This is a genomic window from Enterobacter cloacae complex sp. 277I4 (assembly GCF_050031465.1).
GTDB lineage: Bacteria > Pseudomonadota > Gammaproteobacteria > Enterobacterales > Enterobacteriaceae > Enterobacter > Enterobacter cloacae.
The window spans coordinates 4,986,341-5,005,701 of sequence record NZ_JBLGWC010000001.1; the positions used below are offsets into that span (position 1 = coordinate 4,986,341).

Annotated in this window: 16 protein-coding genes; 11 read left to right on the forward strand and 5 right to left on the reverse strand. The window is 55.9% G+C overall.

Annotated elements, in window-relative coordinates; translation table 11 throughout:
• Positions 1–199: 199 nt before the first annotated feature.
• Together ACQG19_RS24255 and metB are read right to left on the reverse strand one after the other, a co-directional pair.
• Positions 200–2,632 (reverse strand): bifunctional aspartate kinase/homoserine dehydrogenase II, encoded by a 2,433-nt coding sequence (locus ACQG19_RS24255; protein ID WP_029882892.1) that lies wholly within the window; start codon positions 2,630–2,632, stop codon positions 200–202.
• A gap of 2 nt (positions 2,633–2,634) precedes the next feature.
• On the reverse strand, positions 2,635–3,795 hold the full coding sequence (gene metB, locus ACQG19_RS24260) for a cystathionine gamma-synthase (RefSeq protein WP_013099309.1): 1,161 nt from the start codon (positions 3,793–3,795) through the stop codon (positions 2,635–2,637).
• A gap of 276 nt (positions 3,796–4,071) precedes the next feature.
• On the opposite strand from metB, the gene metJ reads away from it, so the two are divergent.
• Positions 4,072–4,389, forward strand: coding sequence for a met regulon transcriptional regulator MetJ (gene metJ, locus ACQG19_RS24265; RefSeq protein ID WP_003862042.1), 318 nt, complete (start codon positions 4,072–4,074; stop codon positions 4,387–4,389).
• Positions 4,390–4,437: 48 nt separating this feature from the next.
• Here metJ and rpmE read toward each other — a convergent pair whose 3' ends face one another.
• Positions 4,438–4,650: a 50S ribosomal protein L31 gene (rpmE, locus tag ACQG19_RS24270; protein ID WP_003862040.1), complete on the reverse strand. Its 213-nt coding sequence runs from the start codon at positions 4,648–4,650 to the stop codon at positions 4,438–4,440.
• A gap of 200 nt (positions 4,651–4,850) precedes the next feature.
• Here rpmE and priA point away from each other — a divergent pair, with 200 nt between their 5' ends.
• From priA to rraA, 7 genes are all read left to right on the forward strand, one after another.
• Complete coding sequence (priA, locus tag ACQG19_RS24275; protein ID WP_020686910.1) at positions 4,851–7,046, forward strand: primosomal protein N'; 2,196 nt, start codon at positions 4,851–4,853, stop codon at positions 7,044–7,046.
• Positions 7,047–7,165: 119 nt separating this feature from the next.
• Positions 7,166–8,191 carry a DNA-binding transcriptional regulator CytR gene (gene cytR, locus ACQG19_RS24280; protein WP_013099311.1) on the forward strand — a complete coding sequence of 342 codons (1,026 nt, stop codon included), beginning with the start codon at positions 7,166–7,168 and terminating at the stop codon, positions 8,189–8,191.
• Between the two features lie 93 nt (positions 8,192–8,284).
• On the forward strand, positions 8,285–9,286 hold the full coding sequence (gene ftsN / locus ACQG19_RS24285; protein ID WP_028028089.1) for a cell division protein FtsN: 1,002 nt from the start codon (positions 8,285–8,287) through the stop codon (positions 9,284–9,286).
• Positions 9,287–9,380: 94 nt separating this feature from the next.
• Positions 9,381–9,911: an ATP-dependent protease subunit HslV gene (gene hslV, locus ACQG19_RS24290; protein WP_008501802.1), complete on the forward strand. Its 531-nt coding sequence runs from the start codon at positions 9,381–9,383 to the stop codon at positions 9,909–9,911.
• Between the two features lie 9 nt (positions 9,912–9,920).
• Entirely contained in the window at positions 9,921–11,252 is a 1,332-nt protein-coding gene (hslU, locus tag ACQG19_RS24295) for an HslU--HslV peptidase ATPase subunit (RefSeq protein WP_013099313.1), read from the forward strand.
• Positions 11,253–11,319: 67 nt separating this feature from the next.
• Positions 11,320–12,240 (forward strand): 1,4-dihydroxy-2-naphthoate polyprenyltransferase, encoded by a 921-nt coding sequence (gene menA, locus ACQG19_RS24300; RefSeq protein ID WP_013099314.1) that lies wholly within the window; start codon positions 11,320–11,322, stop codon positions 12,238–12,240.
• 92 nt (positions 12,241–12,332) lie between these two features.
• Entirely contained in the window at positions 12,333–12,818 is a 486-nt protein-coding gene (gene rraA, locus ACQG19_RS24305; RefSeq protein WP_013099315.1) for a ribonuclease E activity regulator RraA, read from the forward strand.
• A 583-nt stretch (positions 12,819–13,401) separates the two neighbouring features.
• Here the strand turns inward: rraA and zapB are convergent.
• Positions 13,402–13,641, reverse strand: a complete 240-nt coding sequence (zapB, locus tag ACQG19_RS24310; RefSeq protein ID WP_013099316.1) for a septal ring assembly protein ZapB — start codon at positions 13,639–13,641, stop codon at positions 13,402–13,404.
• Positions 13,642–14,039: 398 nt separating this feature from the next.
• Here zapB and ACQG19_RS24315 point away from each other — a divergent pair, with 398 nt between their 5' ends.
• Entirely contained in the window at positions 14,040–14,885 is an 846-nt protein-coding gene (locus tag ACQG19_RS24315) for an MIP/aquaporin family protein (RefSeq protein WP_013099317.1), read from the forward strand.
• Positions 14,886–14,906: 21 nt separating this feature from the next.
• The gene (gene glpK / locus ACQG19_RS24320; RefSeq protein WP_038420817.1) at positions 14,907–16,415 is read left to right on the forward strand and encodes a glycerol kinase GlpK; all 1,509 of its coding nucleotides are present in this window, start codon (positions 14,907–14,909) and stop codon (positions 16,413–16,415) included.
• Positions 16,416–16,895: 480 nt separating this feature from the next.
• Here the strand turns inward: glpK and ACQG19_RS24325 are convergent, their stop codons facing one another.
• Complete coding sequence (locus ACQG19_RS24325; protein WP_013095093.1) at positions 16,896–18,071, reverse strand: IS4 family transposase; 1,176 nt, start codon at positions 18,069–18,071, stop codon at positions 16,896–16,898.
• A gap of 188 nt (positions 18,072–18,259) precedes the next feature.
• Between ACQG19_RS24325 and glpX the strand changes: the two genes are divergently transcribed.
• Complete coding sequence (gene glpX / locus ACQG19_RS24330; protein ID WP_013099319.1) at positions 18,260–19,270, forward strand: class II fructose-bisphosphatase; 1,011 nt, start codon at positions 18,260–18,262, stop codon at positions 19,268–19,270.
• Positions 19,271–19,361 lie beyond the last annotated feature (91 nt).

The following is a 19,361-nucleotide window of genomic DNA, read 5'->3' on the forward strand; positions in this document are numbered from 1 at the left end:
TTGTTTGTTGTGTTGTGAACTTCTATACGTTTAGACGTCCAGATGTAAAAATGACGGAAAAGCGGGGTGACGTCAACAGAAATAATCAACAATAACGGTGAGGAATGCTCAGGGAAGATGAAGGAAATTCAAGATGGGGTGAGTGCGGTCTGATGCCCTCACCCTAACCCTCTCCCACCGGGAGAGGGAAATACAGGGGTTACAGTAGCTTAGCGAGACGATTGATGTCCGACTGGATCGCCCCGGCGGTGACATCGCGCCCTGCACCCGGGCCACGGATCACCAGTGGGTTATCGCGGTACCAGCGGCTTTCGATTGCAAAGACGTTATCGCACGGCAGCAGCGCCGCCAGCGGATGTTCAGGACGCACCGCCTCAACCCCCACACGCGCTTTACCGTTGGCCTCGAAACGCGCCACATAGCGCAGCACCAGCCCCATCTCGTTTGCGGCTTCCAGACGTTGCAGCATCTGCTCGTTCAGTTCATCACCGTTTTCAAAGAAGTGATCAATGGATCCTTCCTCGCAGCCTGCCGGCACCAGCGACTCGACGCGAACAGCGCCGGGTTCAATGTCATAACCGGCTTCACGCGCCAGGATCACCAGCTTACGCATCACATCTTTACCGGAAAGATCGACGCGGGGATCGGGTTCGGTTAGCCCCTGCTGCCACGCCTGATCCACCAGGTCAGTGAACGGTACGGTGCCATCAAACTGCAGGAACAGCCAGGAGAGCGTACCGGAGAAAATACCGCTCAGCGCCAGAATGCTGTCGCCGCTTTCAATCAGATCGCGCACGGTATGGTTAACCGGCAGACCCGCGCCTACGGTGGCGTTATAGAGCCAGTGACGACCGGTTTTTTCGAACGCGTCGTGGATCTGACGGTACTTATCGGTGCTGCTTGCCCCCGCCAGTTTGTTCGCACTGATGACGTGGAAACCGTGGCTGGCGAAATCAAGATACTGATCGGCAAGCTGTTCGCTGGCAGTAACGTCCAGCACCACCAGATCGTCATATGGGTGCGCGCGCATCCACAGGAACAGCGCCTCTTCGTCCTGTTCAACCGCTTCATCATTAAAGAAGGCAAGCGCGCGGCTGGCATCCAGCCCCTCGTAGTTCAACAGACTGCGGCGGCTGTCCACCACTCCGGCGAGGATAAATTCAAAGCCGGTACGTGCTGAGAGCGTGACCTGCTCGCGCGCGAACAGCTCCAGCCAGCGAGAACCGATGTTGCCTTTACCGAACAGCACCAGACCGATACGTTTTTCCGCACGGAACAGAGAGGTATGCAGACCCTGAATCAGGCTCTCAGTTGGCCCTTTACGCAGGACGGCAACGAGGCTGATGCCCTCTTCCGACTGCCAGGTAAATTCAACCGGTTGCCCTTTCAGCTGTTGCCAGAAGCGGTGGCAGTGCAGTGGGTTACGGGTGACGCCCGCGCCCACCATCGCCACCAGCGCCAGCCCCTGACGCAGACGAAGCTCGCCCGGCAGGCCCGCTTCATCCAGAATTTTTAGCGCGCTGTCCGCCACTTCGGCGGTGTAGCAGAACTGCAGCAGTTGACGGTCGTTATGTACGCCAACCGCCAGCGGACGCACCTGAGCACGTTTGAGGATCGTGTCGATATCTTTATGCGCCAGTTTGAAGTCCTGGCCCGCCGGGACCTGGAACTCAATCAGGCAGATATCGTCGTGGCTGGTGACAATACGCGCCCCCGTACCGGATGCCAGCACGCGTTCGATGCGCGTGGAGCCCTGATCCGGGGTGTAACTGCAGCGCAACTGCAGATCGATGTCGCTACCGGAAACCGGCTGCAGCGTACGCGCGTGCAGAACCGGCGCGGCCAGACGTGCCAGCTCGCTGGCTTCATCCAGGCGCAGCAGCGGCAGCAGGCAGGCGTCTTTCACCTTGCGTGGATCAGCGCTGTAAACACCGGCGACGTCACTCCAGATGGTGACGCGGGACACGCCTGCCAGGGCACCGATCTGCGTCGCCGAGTAGTCAGAGCCGTTACGCCCCAACAACACGGTTTCCCCGGCATTGCTGCGGCTGATAAAGCCGGTCACCACAATGCGTTTACCCGGATGCTGTACCAGCAACTGTTGCAGCAGCGGGTAGGATAGACCTTCGTCCACCTGTGGCTGTGCGGCGCGTTCGGCACGCAGGAAATCACGCGCGTCGAGCCAGGCAGCCTCAACGCCCAGATGTTGCAGCACGGCGGCCATCAGGCGCGCAGACCACACTTCACCGTGCCCCACCACTTCGGCGTACACCGCATCGGTAATACCGCTGTCCAGCAGGGCGGCCAGACGCTCAAGGTCATGCGTAAAAGCGCTAATCAGCCCATCCGCCACGTCTGCGGGCAGCAAACCGGCAATCAGCTCGCTCTGGTAACGGCGTAAGGACTGTTGCACCTGATGCGCAGAGAGGCGATCGGTCTGGCTCAATTTCAGCCAGCTAATCAGCTGGTTGGTGGTGCTGCCCGCCGCGGAGACAACCATCATGTCACCCGGCTGTGAATACTCTGTCATGATCCCTGCAACGCGCAGATAACACTTCACATCAGCAAGACTACTACCACCAAACTTGTGCAGTTGACGACCCTTCGCCCCTGCCTGCGCTATCACACTCATGATTACCCCTTGGCTGCGACCCGGAAGCCATTTTCCAGATCGGCAATTAAATCTTCAGAATCTTCAATACCGGTTGAGATCCGCAGCAGCGTCTCAGAAATCCCGGCGGCGGCACGTGCCTCTGGTGCCATACCTGCGTGCGTCATGGTTGCGGCGTGGGAGATCAAACTTTCAACCCCACCTAACGATTCCGCCAGCGTAAACAATGACAGCCCGCTCAGGAAGCGACGCAGCGTTTGCTCGTCACCGTCCAGTTCAAAACTTAACATCGCGCCAAACCCTTTCTGCTGACGCGCGGCAATCTCGTGCCCCTGGTTTTCAGGCAGCGACGGGTGATAAAGCTTCTTCACCAGCGGCTGCGTTTTCAGGAAATCGACAATCGCCTGGGCATTGCGCTGTGCCACCTCCATACGCGGCGACAGCGTGCGAATCCCGCGTAACAGCAGATAGCTGTCGAAGGCCCCGGCGGTGACGCCAATGTTATTGGCCCACCATGCCAGTTCGGTGACAACGTCGGGATCTTTTGCAATCACCACGCCTGCGACGACATCAGAATGACCGTTCAGATATTTAGTGCATGAATGCAATACCAGATCTGCACCCAGCGCCAGTGGGTTCTGAAGGGCCGGACTGAGGAACGTATTATCCACTACACTTATCGCTCCCGCATCCCTTGTGAGCTGACAAATTTTCGCAATATCGACAACGCGCAACAATGGATTGCTTGGACTTTCCACCAGCACCAGCTTCGGCTTCTCTGCCAGCGCCTGTTTCAGCGCCTGTTCGTCATTTTGATCGACAAACAACACCCGGTAACAGCCGCGTTTTGCCAGGCTATCAAACAGACGATAGCTGCCGCCGTAACAGTCGTGCGGCGCAACCAGCAGATCGCCCGGCTTCAGGAACACGGTAGTCACCAGATGAATGGCAGACATGCCGGTATTGGTTAATACTGCCCCTGCGCCACCTTCCAGTTCCGCCAGCGCGCGCTGGGTAACATCACGCGTAGGGTTGCCACGACGCGAGTAGTCATGCGCACGGGGTTCATTAAATCCGGTGAAATTATAGGTACTGGAAAGATGAATCGGCGGGACAACACAGCCGTACTGCTCGTCATCATTCAATCCGCTACGCACTGCGATGGTGGCCTGTTTACGCGTCATGGTGAAGGCTTCCTGGCTAATTAGGTGAAAAGTCAGGCACCAGAGTAAACATTGAAAGTATGGACGTCAATACATCTGGACATCTAAACTTCTTTGCGTATAGATTGAGCAATGCGCAAATAGCCGTTAAAATTATATGCTTTAGTGCACGCTGCAGCGGCAATATCCGTGCCACGGTATCGTCTCTACGGTAAACTACGCAGGTTTACGGTTCAAAACCGACGGTTACAGGTTTTGCACCTTTAGATTAATGACTGAGAGGATTAAAGGTATCTCATGGCTGAATGGAGCGGCGAATATATCAGCCCATACGCTGAGCACGGTAAGAAGAGTGAGCAAGTAAAGAAAATTACGGTTTCCATTCCTCTGAAGGTGTTGAAGATCCTCACCGATGAACGTACGCGTCGTCAGGTGAACAACCTGCGCCACGCAACCAACAGCGAACTGCTGTGCGAAGCGTTTCTGCATGCGTTTACCGGCCAACCGTTGCCGAACGATGACGACCTGCGCAAAGAGCGTAGCGACGAAATCCCGGAAGAGGCGAAGGTGATCATGCGTGAACTGGGTATCGACCCGGAGACGTGGGAATACTGATAAGCGGATACAAAAAAGGCACCTTGCGGTGCCTTTTTTTCGGGAAACTTATTTAGCGCCCGGGATGCTGAAACGCTTGTTGAAGCGGTCAACACGGCCACCGGTTGCAACGTCACGCTGCTTACCAGTGTAGAACGGGTGGCATTTGCCGCACACGTCCAGGTTCAGATCGTGACCCACGGTAGAGCGGATCTGGATAGAGTTACCGCAAGAGCAGTTTGCAGTAATCATTTCGTATTTCGGGTGAATATCTTTTTTCATGGGAGAACCTCAGTTAAGGCCGCGTCGCTCTTCCAGCCCTAACGCCAGACACCACGCGATGTTGAATGTAAGTTCTTTGGCGTAAAGCACACCAAAGGCGGCGAATCATACAGAATTTGACCAACGTATGCAAACTGATCCGCACGCCGCTTTCACTAATGTGTATACTAACGCGCCACTTTTCAAGTCAGGAAGATTCGATGCCCGTCGCTCACGTTGCCCTGCCCGTTCCGCTTCCACGCACGTTTGACTATCTGCTGCCCGACAGCATGAGCGTTAAAGCGGGCTGTCGCGTGACCGTGCCCTTTGGCAAACAGCAGCGCGTAGGGATCGTCGTCTCCGTCAGCGACAAGAGCGAATTGCCGCTTAACGAACTGAAATCGGTCGTTGAGGTGCTCGACAGCGAGCCCGTTTACTCCACCAGCACCTGGCGACTGCTACTATGGGCGGCGGATTATTATCATCATCCGATTGGCGATGTTCTGTTCCACGCTTTACCGATTATGCTGCGCCAGGGCAAAAGCGCCAGCCACGCGCCAATGTGGTACTGGTTTGCGACCGAACAGGGCCAGGCGGTGGACATTAACAGCCTGAAGCGCTCCCAGAAACAACAGCAGGCGCTGGCCGCCCTGCGTCAGGGGAAAATCTGGCGCCATCAGGTCGATGAGATGGAAGTCAGCGAAACCGCGCTCCAGGCACTACGAAAAAAAGGGCTGAGCGAACTGGCAAGCGAGGCTCCGGCCCTGTATGACTGGCGGGAGCGATTTTCCGTCTCGGGCGATCGCCTGCGCCTGAACACCGAGCAGGCCACCGCCGTGGGGGCGATCCACAGTGCCTCCGGCCATTTCTCCGCCTGGCTACTGGCCGGGGTCACCGGTTCCGGCAAGACAGAAGTCTATCTCAGTGTGCTGGAAAACGTGCTCGCGCAGGGCAAACAGGCGCTGGTGATGGTGCCGGAAATTGGCCTGACGCCGCAAACCATCGCGCGCTTTCGCGAGCGGTTTAATGCGCCGGTTGAGGTGCTGCACTCTGGCCTGAATGACAGCGAACGCCTCAGCGCCTGGCTGAAAGCGAAAAACGGCGAAGCGGCGATCGTGATTGGCACCCGTTCATCACTGTTTACACCGTTCAAAAATCTTGGCGTCATCGTCATTGATGAAGAACACGACAGCTCTTATAAGCAGCAGGAAGGCTGGCGGTATCACGCCCGCGATCTGGCCGTCTATCGCGCGCACAGCGAGCAAATCCCCATTATTCTGGGCTCTGCTACCCCGGCGCTCGAAACGCTTCATAATGTTCGTCAGCGTAAATACCATATGCTGCGCCTGACGCGTCGCGCGGGGAATGCGCGTCCGGCCATTCAACACGTGCTGGATCTGAAAGGTCAGCAGGTGCAGGCGGGGTTAGCACCTGCCCTTATCACCCGGATGCGTCAGCATTTGCAGGCGGGCAATCAGGTTATTTTGTTCCTCAACAGACGCGGCTTTGCCCCGGCACTGCTGTGTCACGACTGCGGCTGGATCGCAGAATGCCCGCGTTGCGACCACTACTACACCTTCCATCAGGCCCAGCGCCATTTGCGCTGCCACCACTGCGACAGCCAGCGCCCGGTGCCGCGTCAGTGTCCATCATGCGGGTCAACGCACATCGTGCCGGTCGGTCTGGGCACTGAACAGCTGGAACAGGCCCTGGAGCCGTTCTTCCCGGATGTGCCCATTTCCCGAATCGACAGGGACACCACCAGCCGTAAAGGGGCGCTGGAACAGCAGCTGGCAGAAGTGCATCGCGGTGGCGCGCGCATCCTGATTGGCACCCAGATGCTGGCCAAAGGTCATCACTTCCCGGACGTGACGCTGGTTGCCCTGCTGGATGTCGATGGCGCACTGTTCTCTGCCGATTTCCGCTCAGCCGAGCGTTTTGCCCAGCTTTATACCCAGGTGGCCGGACGCGCGGGACGCGCCGGGAAACAGGGCGAAGTGGTACTGCAAACGCACCATCCTGAGCATCCGTTGCTGCAAACCCTGCTGCACAAAGGCTATGATGCGTTTGCCGAGCAGGCGCTGGCTGAGCGCCAGACCATGCAGCTTCCCCCGTGGACCAGCCACGTGATCATCCGCGCGGAAGATCATAACAACCAGCAGGCGCCGCTTTTCCTGCAGCAGTTGAGAAACCTTCTGCAAGCCAGCCCGCTGGTCGATAATCAACTGTGGATTTTAGGGCCGGTTCCGGCGCTGGCCCCCAAGCGCGGCGGACGTTTTCGCTGGCAGATTTTGCTGCAACACCCTTCGCGCATCCGTTTACAGCACATCGTCAGCGGCACGCTGGCCTTGATCAACACCCTGCCAGAGGCGCGCAAAGTGAAGTGGGTGCTTGACGTTGATCCCATCGAAGGCTGAAGCCGGATCGAAAAATTTAACGTCCCTCACACTTTTTATGAAAATTCTGTAACCGATTCCATTAACTATCTGTAAAAATGGTGGCGTCAGAAGTTCGGTGTTCAGGCGAGGAGAAGACGTTGAAGTCCAGGAAAGAGGTTGCCACGGCGACCATGAAAGACGTTGCCCAGAAAGCACAAGTCTCTACGGCAACCGTGTCCCGCGCATTAATGAACCCGGATAAAGTCTCTCAGGCGACCCGCAACCGGGTAGAACAGGCCGCGCTGGAAGTGGGGTATTTCCCGCAGGCGATGGGGCGTAACGTTAAACGTAATGAGTCGCGGACCATCCTGGTGATTGTGCCGGACATCTGCGATCCCTTCTTCAGCGAAATTATTCGCGGCATCGAAGTGACCGCTGCGGAGCAAGGGTATCTGGTGCTCATTGGCGACTGCGCGCACCAGAATCAGCAGGAAAAAACCTTTATCGACCTCATTATCACCAAGCAGATCGACGGCATGCTGCTGCTTGGTTCGCGCCTGCCGTTTGATGCCAGCATTGAAGAGCAGCGCAATTTACCGCCGATGGTGATGGCCAACGAGTTTGCGCCGGAGCTGGAACTGCCAACGGTGCATATTGATAACCTGACCGCCGCGTTCAACGCCGTTAACTACCTGCAGGAGCTGGGGCATAAACGGATTGGCTGCATTGCCGGCCCGGAAGAGATGCCGCTGTGTCACTATCGCCTGCAGGGCTATGTTCAGGCGCTTCGCCGAACCGGCGTGACGGTTGATCCGCACTACATTGCTCGCGGTAATTTTTCCTTCGAAGCCGGTGGTCAGGCGCTGGAAAAACTACTGGCGTTGCCTGAGCCGCCTACCGCAGTGTTCTGCCACAGCGACGTGATGGCGCTTGGGGCATTATCGTATGCGAAACGCCGCGGCCTGCGCATACCGAAAGATTTGTCGATTATCGGTTTCGATAATATTTCGCTTTCAGAATTTTGCGATCCCCCGCTCTCAACCGTTTCGCAGCCACGCTACGACATTGGCCGTGAAGCGATGCTTCTTTTGCTCGATCAGTTGCAGGGTCAAACAGTTAGCAGCGGATCGAGGTTGCTGGACTGCGAACTGATTATTCGTGGTTCTACCCAGGCATTGACTTAAAGTAAATGTCTTTAGGACACCCTTATCTGGTCAAAGCCCCGCCGCTTAAGTAACATGGCGGACTGACGAACGAATAAATACAGCGAAACGATAGTGGCACAACGAGATTATGTACGTCGCGGCCAGCCGGCACCTTCGCGACGCAAAAAGAGTAGCGCAAAGAAAAAGCAACGTAACCTGCCTGCTGTCTCGCCAGCAATGGTCGCTATTGCTGCGGCGGTACTGGTGGCCTTCATCGGCGGCCTGTACTTTATCACGCACCATAAAAAAGAAGAGGCTGAGGCCCTTCAGGGCAACAAAGTGGTTGGAAATGGTCTGCCACCGAAGCCTGAAGAGCGCTGGCGCTATATTAAAGAGCTGGAAAGCCGTCAGCCTGGCGTGCGTGCGCCGACCGAGCCATCCGCCGGTGGCGAGGTGAAAAATGCCGATCAGCTAACGGACGAACAGCGTCAGTTGCTGGCACAGATGCAGGCCGATATGCGCCAGCAGCCTACGCAGCTGAATGAAGTGCCGTGGAATGAACAAACGCCGGCGCAGCGTCAGCAAACGCTGCAACTGCAGCGCCAACGTCAGGCACAGATTCAGCAGCAACAACAACAGCAGCAGTGGACGCAAAACCAGCCGGTACAGCAGCCTAAAGCGCAGCCGCGCGTGACGGAACAGCCGTACCAGCAGCCGCAAACGCGAACGGCGCAGTCTCAGCCTGCTCAGCAGCCAAAGGCCCAGACGCAGAAGCAAACGGCTCAACCGTATCAGGATCTGCTGCAGACGCCTGCGCATACCACCGCGCAGCAGCCGAAAACACAGCAGGCCGCACCGGTCACCAAAGAGACCGAGGCACCGAAGCAGACGGCTGAAAAGAAAGACGAACGCCGCTGGATGGTGCAGTGCGGTTCGTTCAAAGGTGCCGAGCAGGCCGAAACGGTCCGCGCTCAGCTGGCATTTGAAGGATTTGACTCGCGCATTACCACCAATAACGGCTGGAATCGCGTGGTGATTGGCCCGGTCAAAGGCAAAGAAAATGCCGATGGCACCATTTCTCGTTTGAAAGTCGCCGGTCACACAAACTGCATCCGACTTGCTTCCGGGGGTTGAAACCCCCAAATTCCCCCCCATCTATCTTTCTATTCAGCCCTGAGCACAGGCTCAGGGCTTCTGTTTCCCGATTCTGTAACCAGGGGGTCTGCTCGTGACAACAATAGTAAGTGTACGCCGTAACGGCCACGTGGTAATCGCCGGTGATGGCCAGGCCACGCTGGGTAATACCGTAATGAAAGGCAACGTGAAAAAAGTCCGTCGTTTATACAACGACAAAGTGATCGCCGGTTTTGCAGGCGGCACGGCTGATGCTTTCACGCTGTTTGAACTGTTTGAACGTAAACTGGAAATGCACCAGGGTCATCTGGTGAAAGCCGCCGTTGAGCTGGCGAAAGACTGGCGAACCGACCGCATGCTGCGCAAACTCGAAGCGCTGCTGGCCGTGGCCGATGAAACCGCATCGCTGATCATCACCGGTAACGGTGACGTCATTCAGCCAGAAAACGACCTGATTGCCATCGGCTCTGGCGGCCCTTATGCCCAGGCTGCGGCTCGCGCACTGTTGGAGAATACCGACATGAATGCGCGTGATATCGCTGTGAAGGCGTTGGATATTGCGGGTGATATCTGCATCTATACCAACCACAACCACACCATCGAAGAATTGACCTCTAAAGCGTAAGGATCTCCCATGTCTGAAATGACCCCACGCGAAATTGTCAGCGAACTGGACAAACATATTATCGGCCAGGATAACGCCAAGCGTTCCGTGGCTATTGCTCTGCGTAACCGCTGGCGCCGCATGCAGCTCGACGAAGAGCTGCGCCATGAAGTGACGCCAAAAAACATTCTGATGATCGGCCCAACCGGTGTCGGTAAAACCGAAATCGCGCGCCGTCTGGCTAAACTGGCTAACGCGCCGTTCATCAAAGTTGAAGCCACTAAGTTCACCGAAGTGGGCTATGTAGGTAAAGAAGTTGACTCTATCATCCGCGATCTGACCGACTCGGCAATCAAGATGGTTCGCGTTCAGGCGATCGAGAAAAACCGCTATCGCGCGGAAGAGATGGCTGAAGAGCGTATTCTTGACGTGCTGATCCCGCCGGCGAAAAACAACTGGGGCCAGGCTGAACAGCAGGCTGAACCGTCTGCGGCACGTCAGGCATTCCGCAAAAAGCTGCGCGAAGGCCAGCTGGATGACAAAGAGATTGAGATCGATCTCGCCGCCGCGCCAATGGGTGTGGAAATCATGGCACCTCCTGGCATGGAGGAGATGACCAGCCAGCTGCAGTCCATGTTCCAGAACCTGGGCGGTCAGAAACAGAAAGCGCGTAAGCTGAAAATCAAAGATGCGATGAAGCTGCTGATTGAAGAAGAAGCAGCAAAGCTGGTGAACCCGGAAGAGCTGAAGCAGGATGCGATCGACGCGGTTGAGCAGCACGGTATCGTGTTTATCGACGAAATCGATAAGATCTGTAAGCGCGGTAACGCGTCCGGCCCGGACGTCTCCCGTGAAGGCGTGCAGCGCGACCTGTTGCCGCTGGTAGAAGGCTGCACCGTCTCCACCAAGCACGGCATGGTTAAAACGGACCACATCCTGTTTATCGCGTCCGGTGCGTTCCAGATTGCCAGCCCGTCTGACCTGATCCCGGAACTGCAGGGTCGTCTGCCTATCCGCGTTGAGCTGCAGGCGCTGACCACTGAAGATTTCGAACGTATCCTGACCGAGCCAAACGCGTCTGTGACCGTACAGTACAAAGCGCTGATGGCGACCGAAGGCGTGAACATTGAGTTCACCGAAGACGGTATCAAACGCATCGCCCAGGCGGCCTGGCAGGTCAACGAAACCACCGAGAACATCGGTGCGCGTCGTCTGCACACGGTGCTGGAACGCCTGATGGAAGATATCTCTTATGATGCGAGCGACCTGAACGGTCAAACCATTACCATTGACGCAGAATATGTGGGCAAACACCTGGATGCGTTAGTGGCAGATGAAGATCTGAGCCGTTTTATCCTATAATCGCGGTTACTGCATTCTCATCACATTTAATGGGGGCTAATGCCCCCATTTTTTTGGCTTAATAACTATGACTGATATCAGCCGTACTCAGGCGTGGCTCGAAAGTCTGCGCCCTAAAACCCTTCCTCTGGCCTTTGCCGCGATTATCGTCGGTACCGTCCTTGCCTGGTGGCAGGGGTATTTCAATCCGCTGGTTGCCGTGCTGGCGCTGGTCACAGCCGGTTTGTTGCAGATCCTCTCTAATCTCGCCAACGACTACGGCGATGCGGTTAAAGGTAGTGATAAGCCTGACCGTATCGGCCCTCTGCGCGGGATGCAGAAAGGGGTGATTACGCAGGCACAGATGAAGCGCGCGTTGATTATCACCGTGGTACTGATTTGTTTATCCGGCCTCGCGCTGGTGACGGTCGCCTCGAAAACCACCAGTGATTTCATTGGTTTTCTGGTGCTGGGCCTGCTCGCTATTATCGCCGCCATTACCTATACCGTCGGCACGCGCCCTTACGGTTATATCGGCCTGGGTGATATTTCCGTGCTGGTATTTTTTGGCTGGCTGAGCGTGATGGGCAGCTGGTACTTACAGGCGCATACGCTTATCCCTGCCCTGTTCCTGCCCGCCACCGCCTGCGGTCTGCTGGCAACGGCGGTACTTAACATCAACAATCTGCGCGATATCGACAGCGACCGTGAGAACGGCAAAAACACGCTGGCCGTGCGTCTGGGGCCGGTTAACGCGCGTCGCTATCATGCCTGCCTGCTAATGGGCGCCCTGCTCTGCCTCGCACTGTTCAACCTGATCTCGCTGCATAGTCTCTGGGGCTGGCTGTTTGTGCTCGCCGCGCCGCTGCTGATTAAACAGGCCCGCTTTGTGATGCGTGAGCTCAGCCCGGCAGCCATGCCACCGATGCTTGAGCGCACGGTAAAAGGCGCATTGCTCACTAACCTGTTGTTCGTGATAGGGATTGTCCTGAGCCAGACGCTGAGTTAACTGACAAATATCAATTAACAATTGATGATTTTGCCAACAACGCATTTCGCACGATATACTGAACACATTCGCAGCAACAGAGCGTTAAACCTATGAAATACGATACCTCCGAGCTTTGTGACATCTACCAGGAAGATGTCAACGTCGTTGAACCGCTGTTCTCCAACTTTGGTGGACGGTCTTCGTTTGGCGGACAAATCATCACGGTGAAATGTTTCGAGGATAACGGGTTGCTGTACGATCTGCTCGAACAGAACGGTCGTGGTCGCGTGTTGCTGGTTGATGGCGGCGGCTCCGTACGTCGTGCATTGATTGACGCGGAACTGGCCGGAATTGCCGTGCAAAACGAATGGGAAGGCATTGTGGTCTACGGTTCAGTCCGCCAGGTGGACGATCTGGAAGACCTCGATATCGGCATTCAGGCGATTGCCGCCATTCCGGTAGGCGCCGCGGGTGAAGGCATTGGTGAAAGCGATATCCGCGTCAATTTCGGCGGCGTAACCTTCTTCTCTGGCGACCATCTCTATGCCGATAACACCGGCATTATCCTCTCCGAAGATCCGCTGGATATTGAGTAGTAAACAGTAAGCGAGCGCCATAAAAAAACCGCCAACAGCAATGTGGCGGTTTTTTTGTCCCTCGGGATTCGCGGTCCGTTGGGAAGGCTTGCAGGCTAACACCAAGGATCTTCATCATACTCTCGTCCAAACCTTGGGCAACCCCTCAGAAGCTTTATAAAATCCTAATTGTTTATGAATACCTTAACACCACGGTTGCTGCTTATTATGATGCAGCGTCCCTTTCCGCCATCTCGCAAATGGGCATCGGTCCAGGGAAAGGTGTATTCACAACCGTAAAACAGGCTAATACCAGGGCTTGTGTCCACCGACTTATCACCGGTGGTGAACGGTGGAGCGGTTAGCTGCAGGGACCGCATAATGAAACGCTATTTATGTATCGCGTTCATTGTCGCCAGCGTACTCGTTGTGAAGAGTGATGAACCCAATGTGTTCTTTGCTTTTGCTACGACAGCGCAGGACAAGTAGCGTTAAGGCCGCCTTGGGCGGCCTTTTTTATGGTTATTACCCATTCGCGATAACCATAAAAAAGCCGGGTGGCGGCTTCGACTTACCCGGCCTACTCAGTTCAATCCCAGGGGAATTAAACCTCTTCCATACGTCCCAGCAGTGCCTGCAGACGTTCCTGCCAGCCGTTCTGCTGTTCACGCAGCTGGTTATTTTCGCGCTCCAGTTCTTCACGGCCGTGCTGAGCTGTCTGCACTTCTTGCGCCAGGCTGTTGTTCTTTTCTTTCAGCTCTTCAATTTCCATCTGCAGCAGCGTGATGGTGTCAATCGCCTGCTGTACTTTCGATTCCAGTTTCTCAAACACTTCTAAAGACATGATCCTACCTCTCCTGAATTGCAAGGCGACGCTTTAACGTAAACGCGCACAACATCTATGCCGATTGTATGAAGCCCCGTCGCCCCTGTCCAGCGACACACCGCGCAGATCGCGGTTTGCAACACTTTTCGGCCTCGTCCTGGTGCGTTCGCGGCAATTACCCCTAAGTTGTTAACTCATTAGTTAATGAAATGATTCAGCTCACACTCTCGCGCTGATGCAAAAATGCGCTTTATGGCGCGTAAACGCTCATTTTATTGACGCAGACCACACATTTTGATTTCGATATTTCTCGTTTTTGCTCGTTAACGATAAATTAACACTATGTCTACAGGACATCATGGCTGTCACGGGCGGCCATGCTAACAATAAACATCAATCTCTTCAGGATTCCGATTATGAGTCAGACATCAACCTTAAAAGGCCAGTGCATTGCCGAGTTCCTTGGTACCGGGTTGTTGATATTCTTCGGAGTGGGCTGTGTTGCTGCACTGAAAGTGGCGGGTGCCAGTTTTGGTCAGTGGGAAATCAGTATTATCTGGGGTCTGGGTGTGGCAATGGCCATCTACCTGACTGCAGGGGTTTCTGGCGCACATCTTAACCCGGCGGTGACCATCGCACTGTGGCTGTTCGCGTGCTTCGACGGACGCAAAGTTGTTCCTTTCATTATTTCTCAATTTGCCGGCGCGTTTTGCGCAGCGGCGTTAGTTTACGGGCTTTATTACAATCTTTTCATCGACTTCGAACAGACGCATCATATGGTGCGCGGCAGCGTCGAAAGTCTGGATCTGGCAGGTATCTTCTCTACATATCCAAACCCGCATATCAATTTTGTGCAGGCGTTCGCAGTTGAAATGGTGATTACCGCTATTCTGATGGGCGTTATCCTGGCGCTGACCGACGACGGAAACGGCATTCCGCGCGGCCCGCTGGCACCTCTGCTGATTGGCCTGCTGATTGCGGTGATCGGCGCATCCATGGGCCCGCTGACCGGCTTCGCGATGAACCCGGCGCGTGATATCGGACCAAAAGCGTTCGCCTTTATCGCAGGCTGGGGCGACGTGGCCTTCACCGGTGGCAAAGACATTCCTTACTTCCTGGTTCCGCTGTTTGCGCCGGTTGTCGGGGCTGCGCTGGGTGCGTTTAGCTATCGCAAATTAATTGGTCGCCACTTACCGTGCGACACCTGTGTGGACGAGGAGAAAGAGACGACTTCTACCGCACAACAAAAAGCTTCGCTGTAATCTGACTACGGGACTTACACCATGACCGAAAAAAAATATATCGTTGCGCTCGACCAGGGCACCACCAGCTCCCGCGCTGTCGTAATGGATCATGACGCGAACATTGTCAGCGTGTCACAGCGTGAATTTGAGCAAATCTATCCTCGTCCAGGCTGGGTAGAGCACGACCCGATGGAGATCTGGGCATCGCAAAGCTCCACGCTGGTCGAAGTGCTGGCGAAAGCCGATATCAGTTCTGACGAAATAGCCGCGATTGGTATTACCAACCAGCGTGAAACGACAATCGTCTGGGAACGTGAAACCGGCAAGCCAATTTATAACGCCATCGTCTGGCAGTGTCGTCGTACGTCAGAGATTTGCGAACAGCTGAAGCGCGACGGTATGGAAGAGTACGTCCGCAGCGCCACGGGCCTGGTGGTCGACCCGTATTTCTCGGGTACCAAAGTGAAGTGGATCCTTGACCACGTGGAAGGTTCACGTGAGCGTGCAAAACGCGGCGAACTGCTGTTCGGTACCGTCGATACCTGGCTTATCTGGAAGATGACCCAGGGTCGCGTCCACGTCACGGACTACACCAACGCCTCGCGCACCATGCTGTTCAACATCAACACGCTGGAGTGGGATGACAAGATGCTGGACGCGCTGGATATTCCACGCGCTATGCTGCCAGAAGTACGTAAATCTTCTGAAGTGTACGGTCAGACCAACATCGGTGGTAAAGGCGGCACGCGTATTCCTATCGCCGGTATCGCCGGTGACCAGCAGGCGGCGCTGTTCGGCCAGCTGTGCGTTAAAGAAGGGATGGCGAAAAACACCTACGGTACCGGCTGCTTTATGCTGATGAACACCGGCGAGAAAGCGGTGAAATCAGAAAACGGTCTACTGACCACCATCGCCTGCGGCCCACGCGGTGAAGTGAACTATGCGCTGGAAGGTGCGGTGTTCATGGCGGGTGCATCCATCCAGTGGCTGCGCGACGAGATGAAGCTTATCAGCGATGCGTTCGACTCCGAGTACTTCGCCACCAAAGTGAAGGATACCAACGGCGTGTACGTGGTACCTGCGTTTACCGGTCTGGGCGCACCGTACTGGGATCCGTATGCACGCGGCGCGATTTTCGGCCTGACGCGTGGTGTGAATGCTAACCACATTATTCGCGCCACCCTGGAATCTATCGCTTACCAGACGCGCGACGTACTGGAAGCGATGCAGGCTGACTCCGGCATCCGTCTGCACGCTCTGCGCGTGGACGGCGGTGCGGTCGCGAACAACTTCCTGATGCAGTTCCAGTCCGACATTCTGGGCACCCGCGTGGAACGCCCGGAAGTGCGCGAAGTGACCGCGCTGGGTGCGGCGTACCTTGCGGGTCTGGCGGTCGGCTTCTGGCAGAATCTGGACGAGCTGCAGGAAAAAGCAGTTATCGAACGTGAATTCCGCCCTGGCATCGAAACCACCGAGCGTAACTACCGCTACAGCGGCTGGAAGAAAGCGGTGAAACGCGCCCTGGCGTGGGAAGAGCACGAAGAGTAATCATACATTCCCTCTCCCCCGGGGTTGAGGGATCCCCATAAAATAATGCCTGCACGGAGGACCCCCTCTCCCTTGAGGGAGAGGGCTGGGGTGAGGGGGAACATATGGCTGTAGAGGTCATTCCGTTCACTTTATGTTCCTTGCTACTCTGTAACGGCATGACTTGTGAACGTGCCTGGGCGGCTCAATCGCCACCGCCCTGGCGACCCGGGCTCCCGGCGGTAAATCGCCGCTTCGCGGTGCCCTCGGCTTATTCCTTCCGGCTTATCGGGGACGGGCGGATGTAACGTCCCTGTAAAGCCGCCCTCTCGGCGCATCCATGCGCCTCGCCCCGGCCTGCAGGAAACGCCTCTGCGATTTACAGTCGGACCAGGGCTTCGTTGTAAGTCATTCATTTTCCTGAAAAAACATTCATCGCTTCCGGTAAAAAATTACAGGGGATCCCTCTCCCTGTGGGCTGAGGGATCCCCTGTAATATGGTCATGCCACCATGACCATATTACTGTACTCTTTTCCCAGCTTTTTCATCTCGTTAACTATATTCAGCCGTCTCACTTTCCCGGGCTCATGCCGGATGACTTCTTCTGCCAGACTCAGGTATGACAGCACCCGTCTGTGCCTGATGCTGCTTGCCTGATAGTGCCAGTGTAAACACTGCCTTTCTGCCCTGTAACCTGCCAGCCACATCACCAGGCTTGCCATTGCCGCGACCATATTCAGCACTTCCAGTCGCCCTTTTCCCTGACTCCGGCTCAGCCTCAGACCGAACCCGAAGCGTGGACTTTTGTCGTCCCGGAAGTTTTGTTCTATCTGCATTCTGCGGCTGTACAGGGCCATTATCTGGTGCGGCTCCAGTCCCTCTGCATTACTGAACAGCAGCCAGGGCTCCCGCGCGCTACTGCGGTGTTCCCGCTGTGTTTTCGGCATCCCCCCTTTTCCCTGACGCCCTGCGTCAGGGCGCTTATGCAGATAGAACCGGCCGTAACAGGGCGTTCGTGGTTTACGGGACAGGACACCGTAACCCACGCAGACCGGTTGTCCGGTAGCCTCAAGCTCACTGATTTTCATCCATTTTTTATCTCCGTCCAGCCGGAAGCTGATGCAGCCCCTGACCCTGCCGGTGAAGCTCCAGCCCAGCTGGCTGACATGCCGGAACCAGTCTGTCCGGAAGCCTGCATCCGTAATGATGGTGACGGCTTTATCTTTCGGGATGGCATCATGCAGGCGGTCAAGGAAGCGGCACTGTACATCACTGTTCTGCGCCAGCTCTGCGGGGACAACCTCACTCATAAGCGGCAGTGAGCGACCATTACAGACCAGGCTTGCCCGCAGAAGATACCAGTTCCTGTCATGCCAGCCTGTCCAGTCGACAGCAATCACACAGAAGGGCATCAGGGAGGTGATGGTATGTGTGAGCAGGTGCTGAATACGGGGAATATCCCGGTGAAGGGCGGTATTACCCAGGGCACGGTCAACACGTTTAATTTTATTTTTGACGTGCGCCCTGCCGGGAAGAGAGCGACCAAGGCTGGTCAGGGTCAGATCCGCACCGTGCGTGAGGGCAACGGCCATGGAAACAAGGACATTAATCCGGAAGCTGTGAACGTCCGGTAAAGACGCGGAGAAAAATTTCTGGCAGACTGTCTGTAAAGGCACGATGAGGTCTCTTCTGATTTGTTAGCGCAACCAGTAGATCACACTTCATCGTGCTTTTCATTTTTCTGGGGAACCCTCAGCCCCCGGGGAGAGGGTCAGGGTGAGGGGCTCCGGCTGCACCGGTCCCCTCGCCTCGCCCCACTCTGTGATAAACTTCGTGCAATTCCTTTTGATTGCACGAGTACCTCATGAAACGTGAACTTGCTATCGAGTTTTCCCGCGTTACCGAAGCCGCTGCCCTGGCAGGCTATAAATGGCTTGGCCGTGGCGACAAAAATACCGCCGACGGTGCGGCTGTCCATGCCATGCGCATTGTCCTCAATCAGGTCAATATTGACGGCACTATTGTAATCGGCGAAGGCGAGATCGACGAAGCGCCAATGCTCTACATCGGTGAAAAAGTGGGTACCGGCAAAGGCGATGCCGTGGATATCGCCGTCGACCCGATCGAAGGCACACGCATGACGGCGATGGGTCAGGCCAACGCGCTGGCCGTTCTGGCCGTGGGTGATAAAGGCTGCTTCCTCAACGCACCGGATATGTACATGGAAAAGCTGATTGTCGGTCCAGGCGCGAAAGGCGCCATCGACCTCAGCCTGCCGCTGGAAGAGAACCTGCGTAACGTCGCCAGCGCGCTGAACAAACCGCTGAGCGAACTCACCGTCACCATTCTGGCGAAACCGCGTCACGACGCTACCATCGCGCAGATGCAAAAGCTGGGCGTACGCGTGTTTGCCATCCCGGATGGCGACGTGGCGGCCTCCATTCTGACCTGCATGCCAGACAGTGAAGTGGATGTCCTGTACGGTATTGGCGGCGCGCCGGAAGGCGTGGTCTCTGCTGCGGTGATCCGCGCGCTGGATGGCGACATGCAGGCCCGCCTGCTGCCTCGTCATGAGGTCAAAGGCGACAACGAAGAGAATCGCCGCATTGGCGAAGATGAGCTGGCGCGCTGTGAGGCAATGGGTATCGAAGCCAATAAAGTCCTCGCACTTCACGAAATGGCCCGCAGCGACAACGTTGTTTTCTCCGCGACCGGCATCACCAAAGGCGATCTGCTGGATGGCATCACCCGCAAAGGCAACATGGCGACCACGGAAACGCTGCTGATCCGCGGCAAATCGCGCACCATTCGTCGCATTCAGTCAATTCACTATCTCGACCGTAAAGACCCGGACGTACAGACGCACATTCTGTAAAACCGTTTGATCGATAGAGCTTTCCGGCCCGAATGGGCTGGATATCTTCATCACAAATACGGAAGATAGATCCGAGAAACAGCACAGGAGA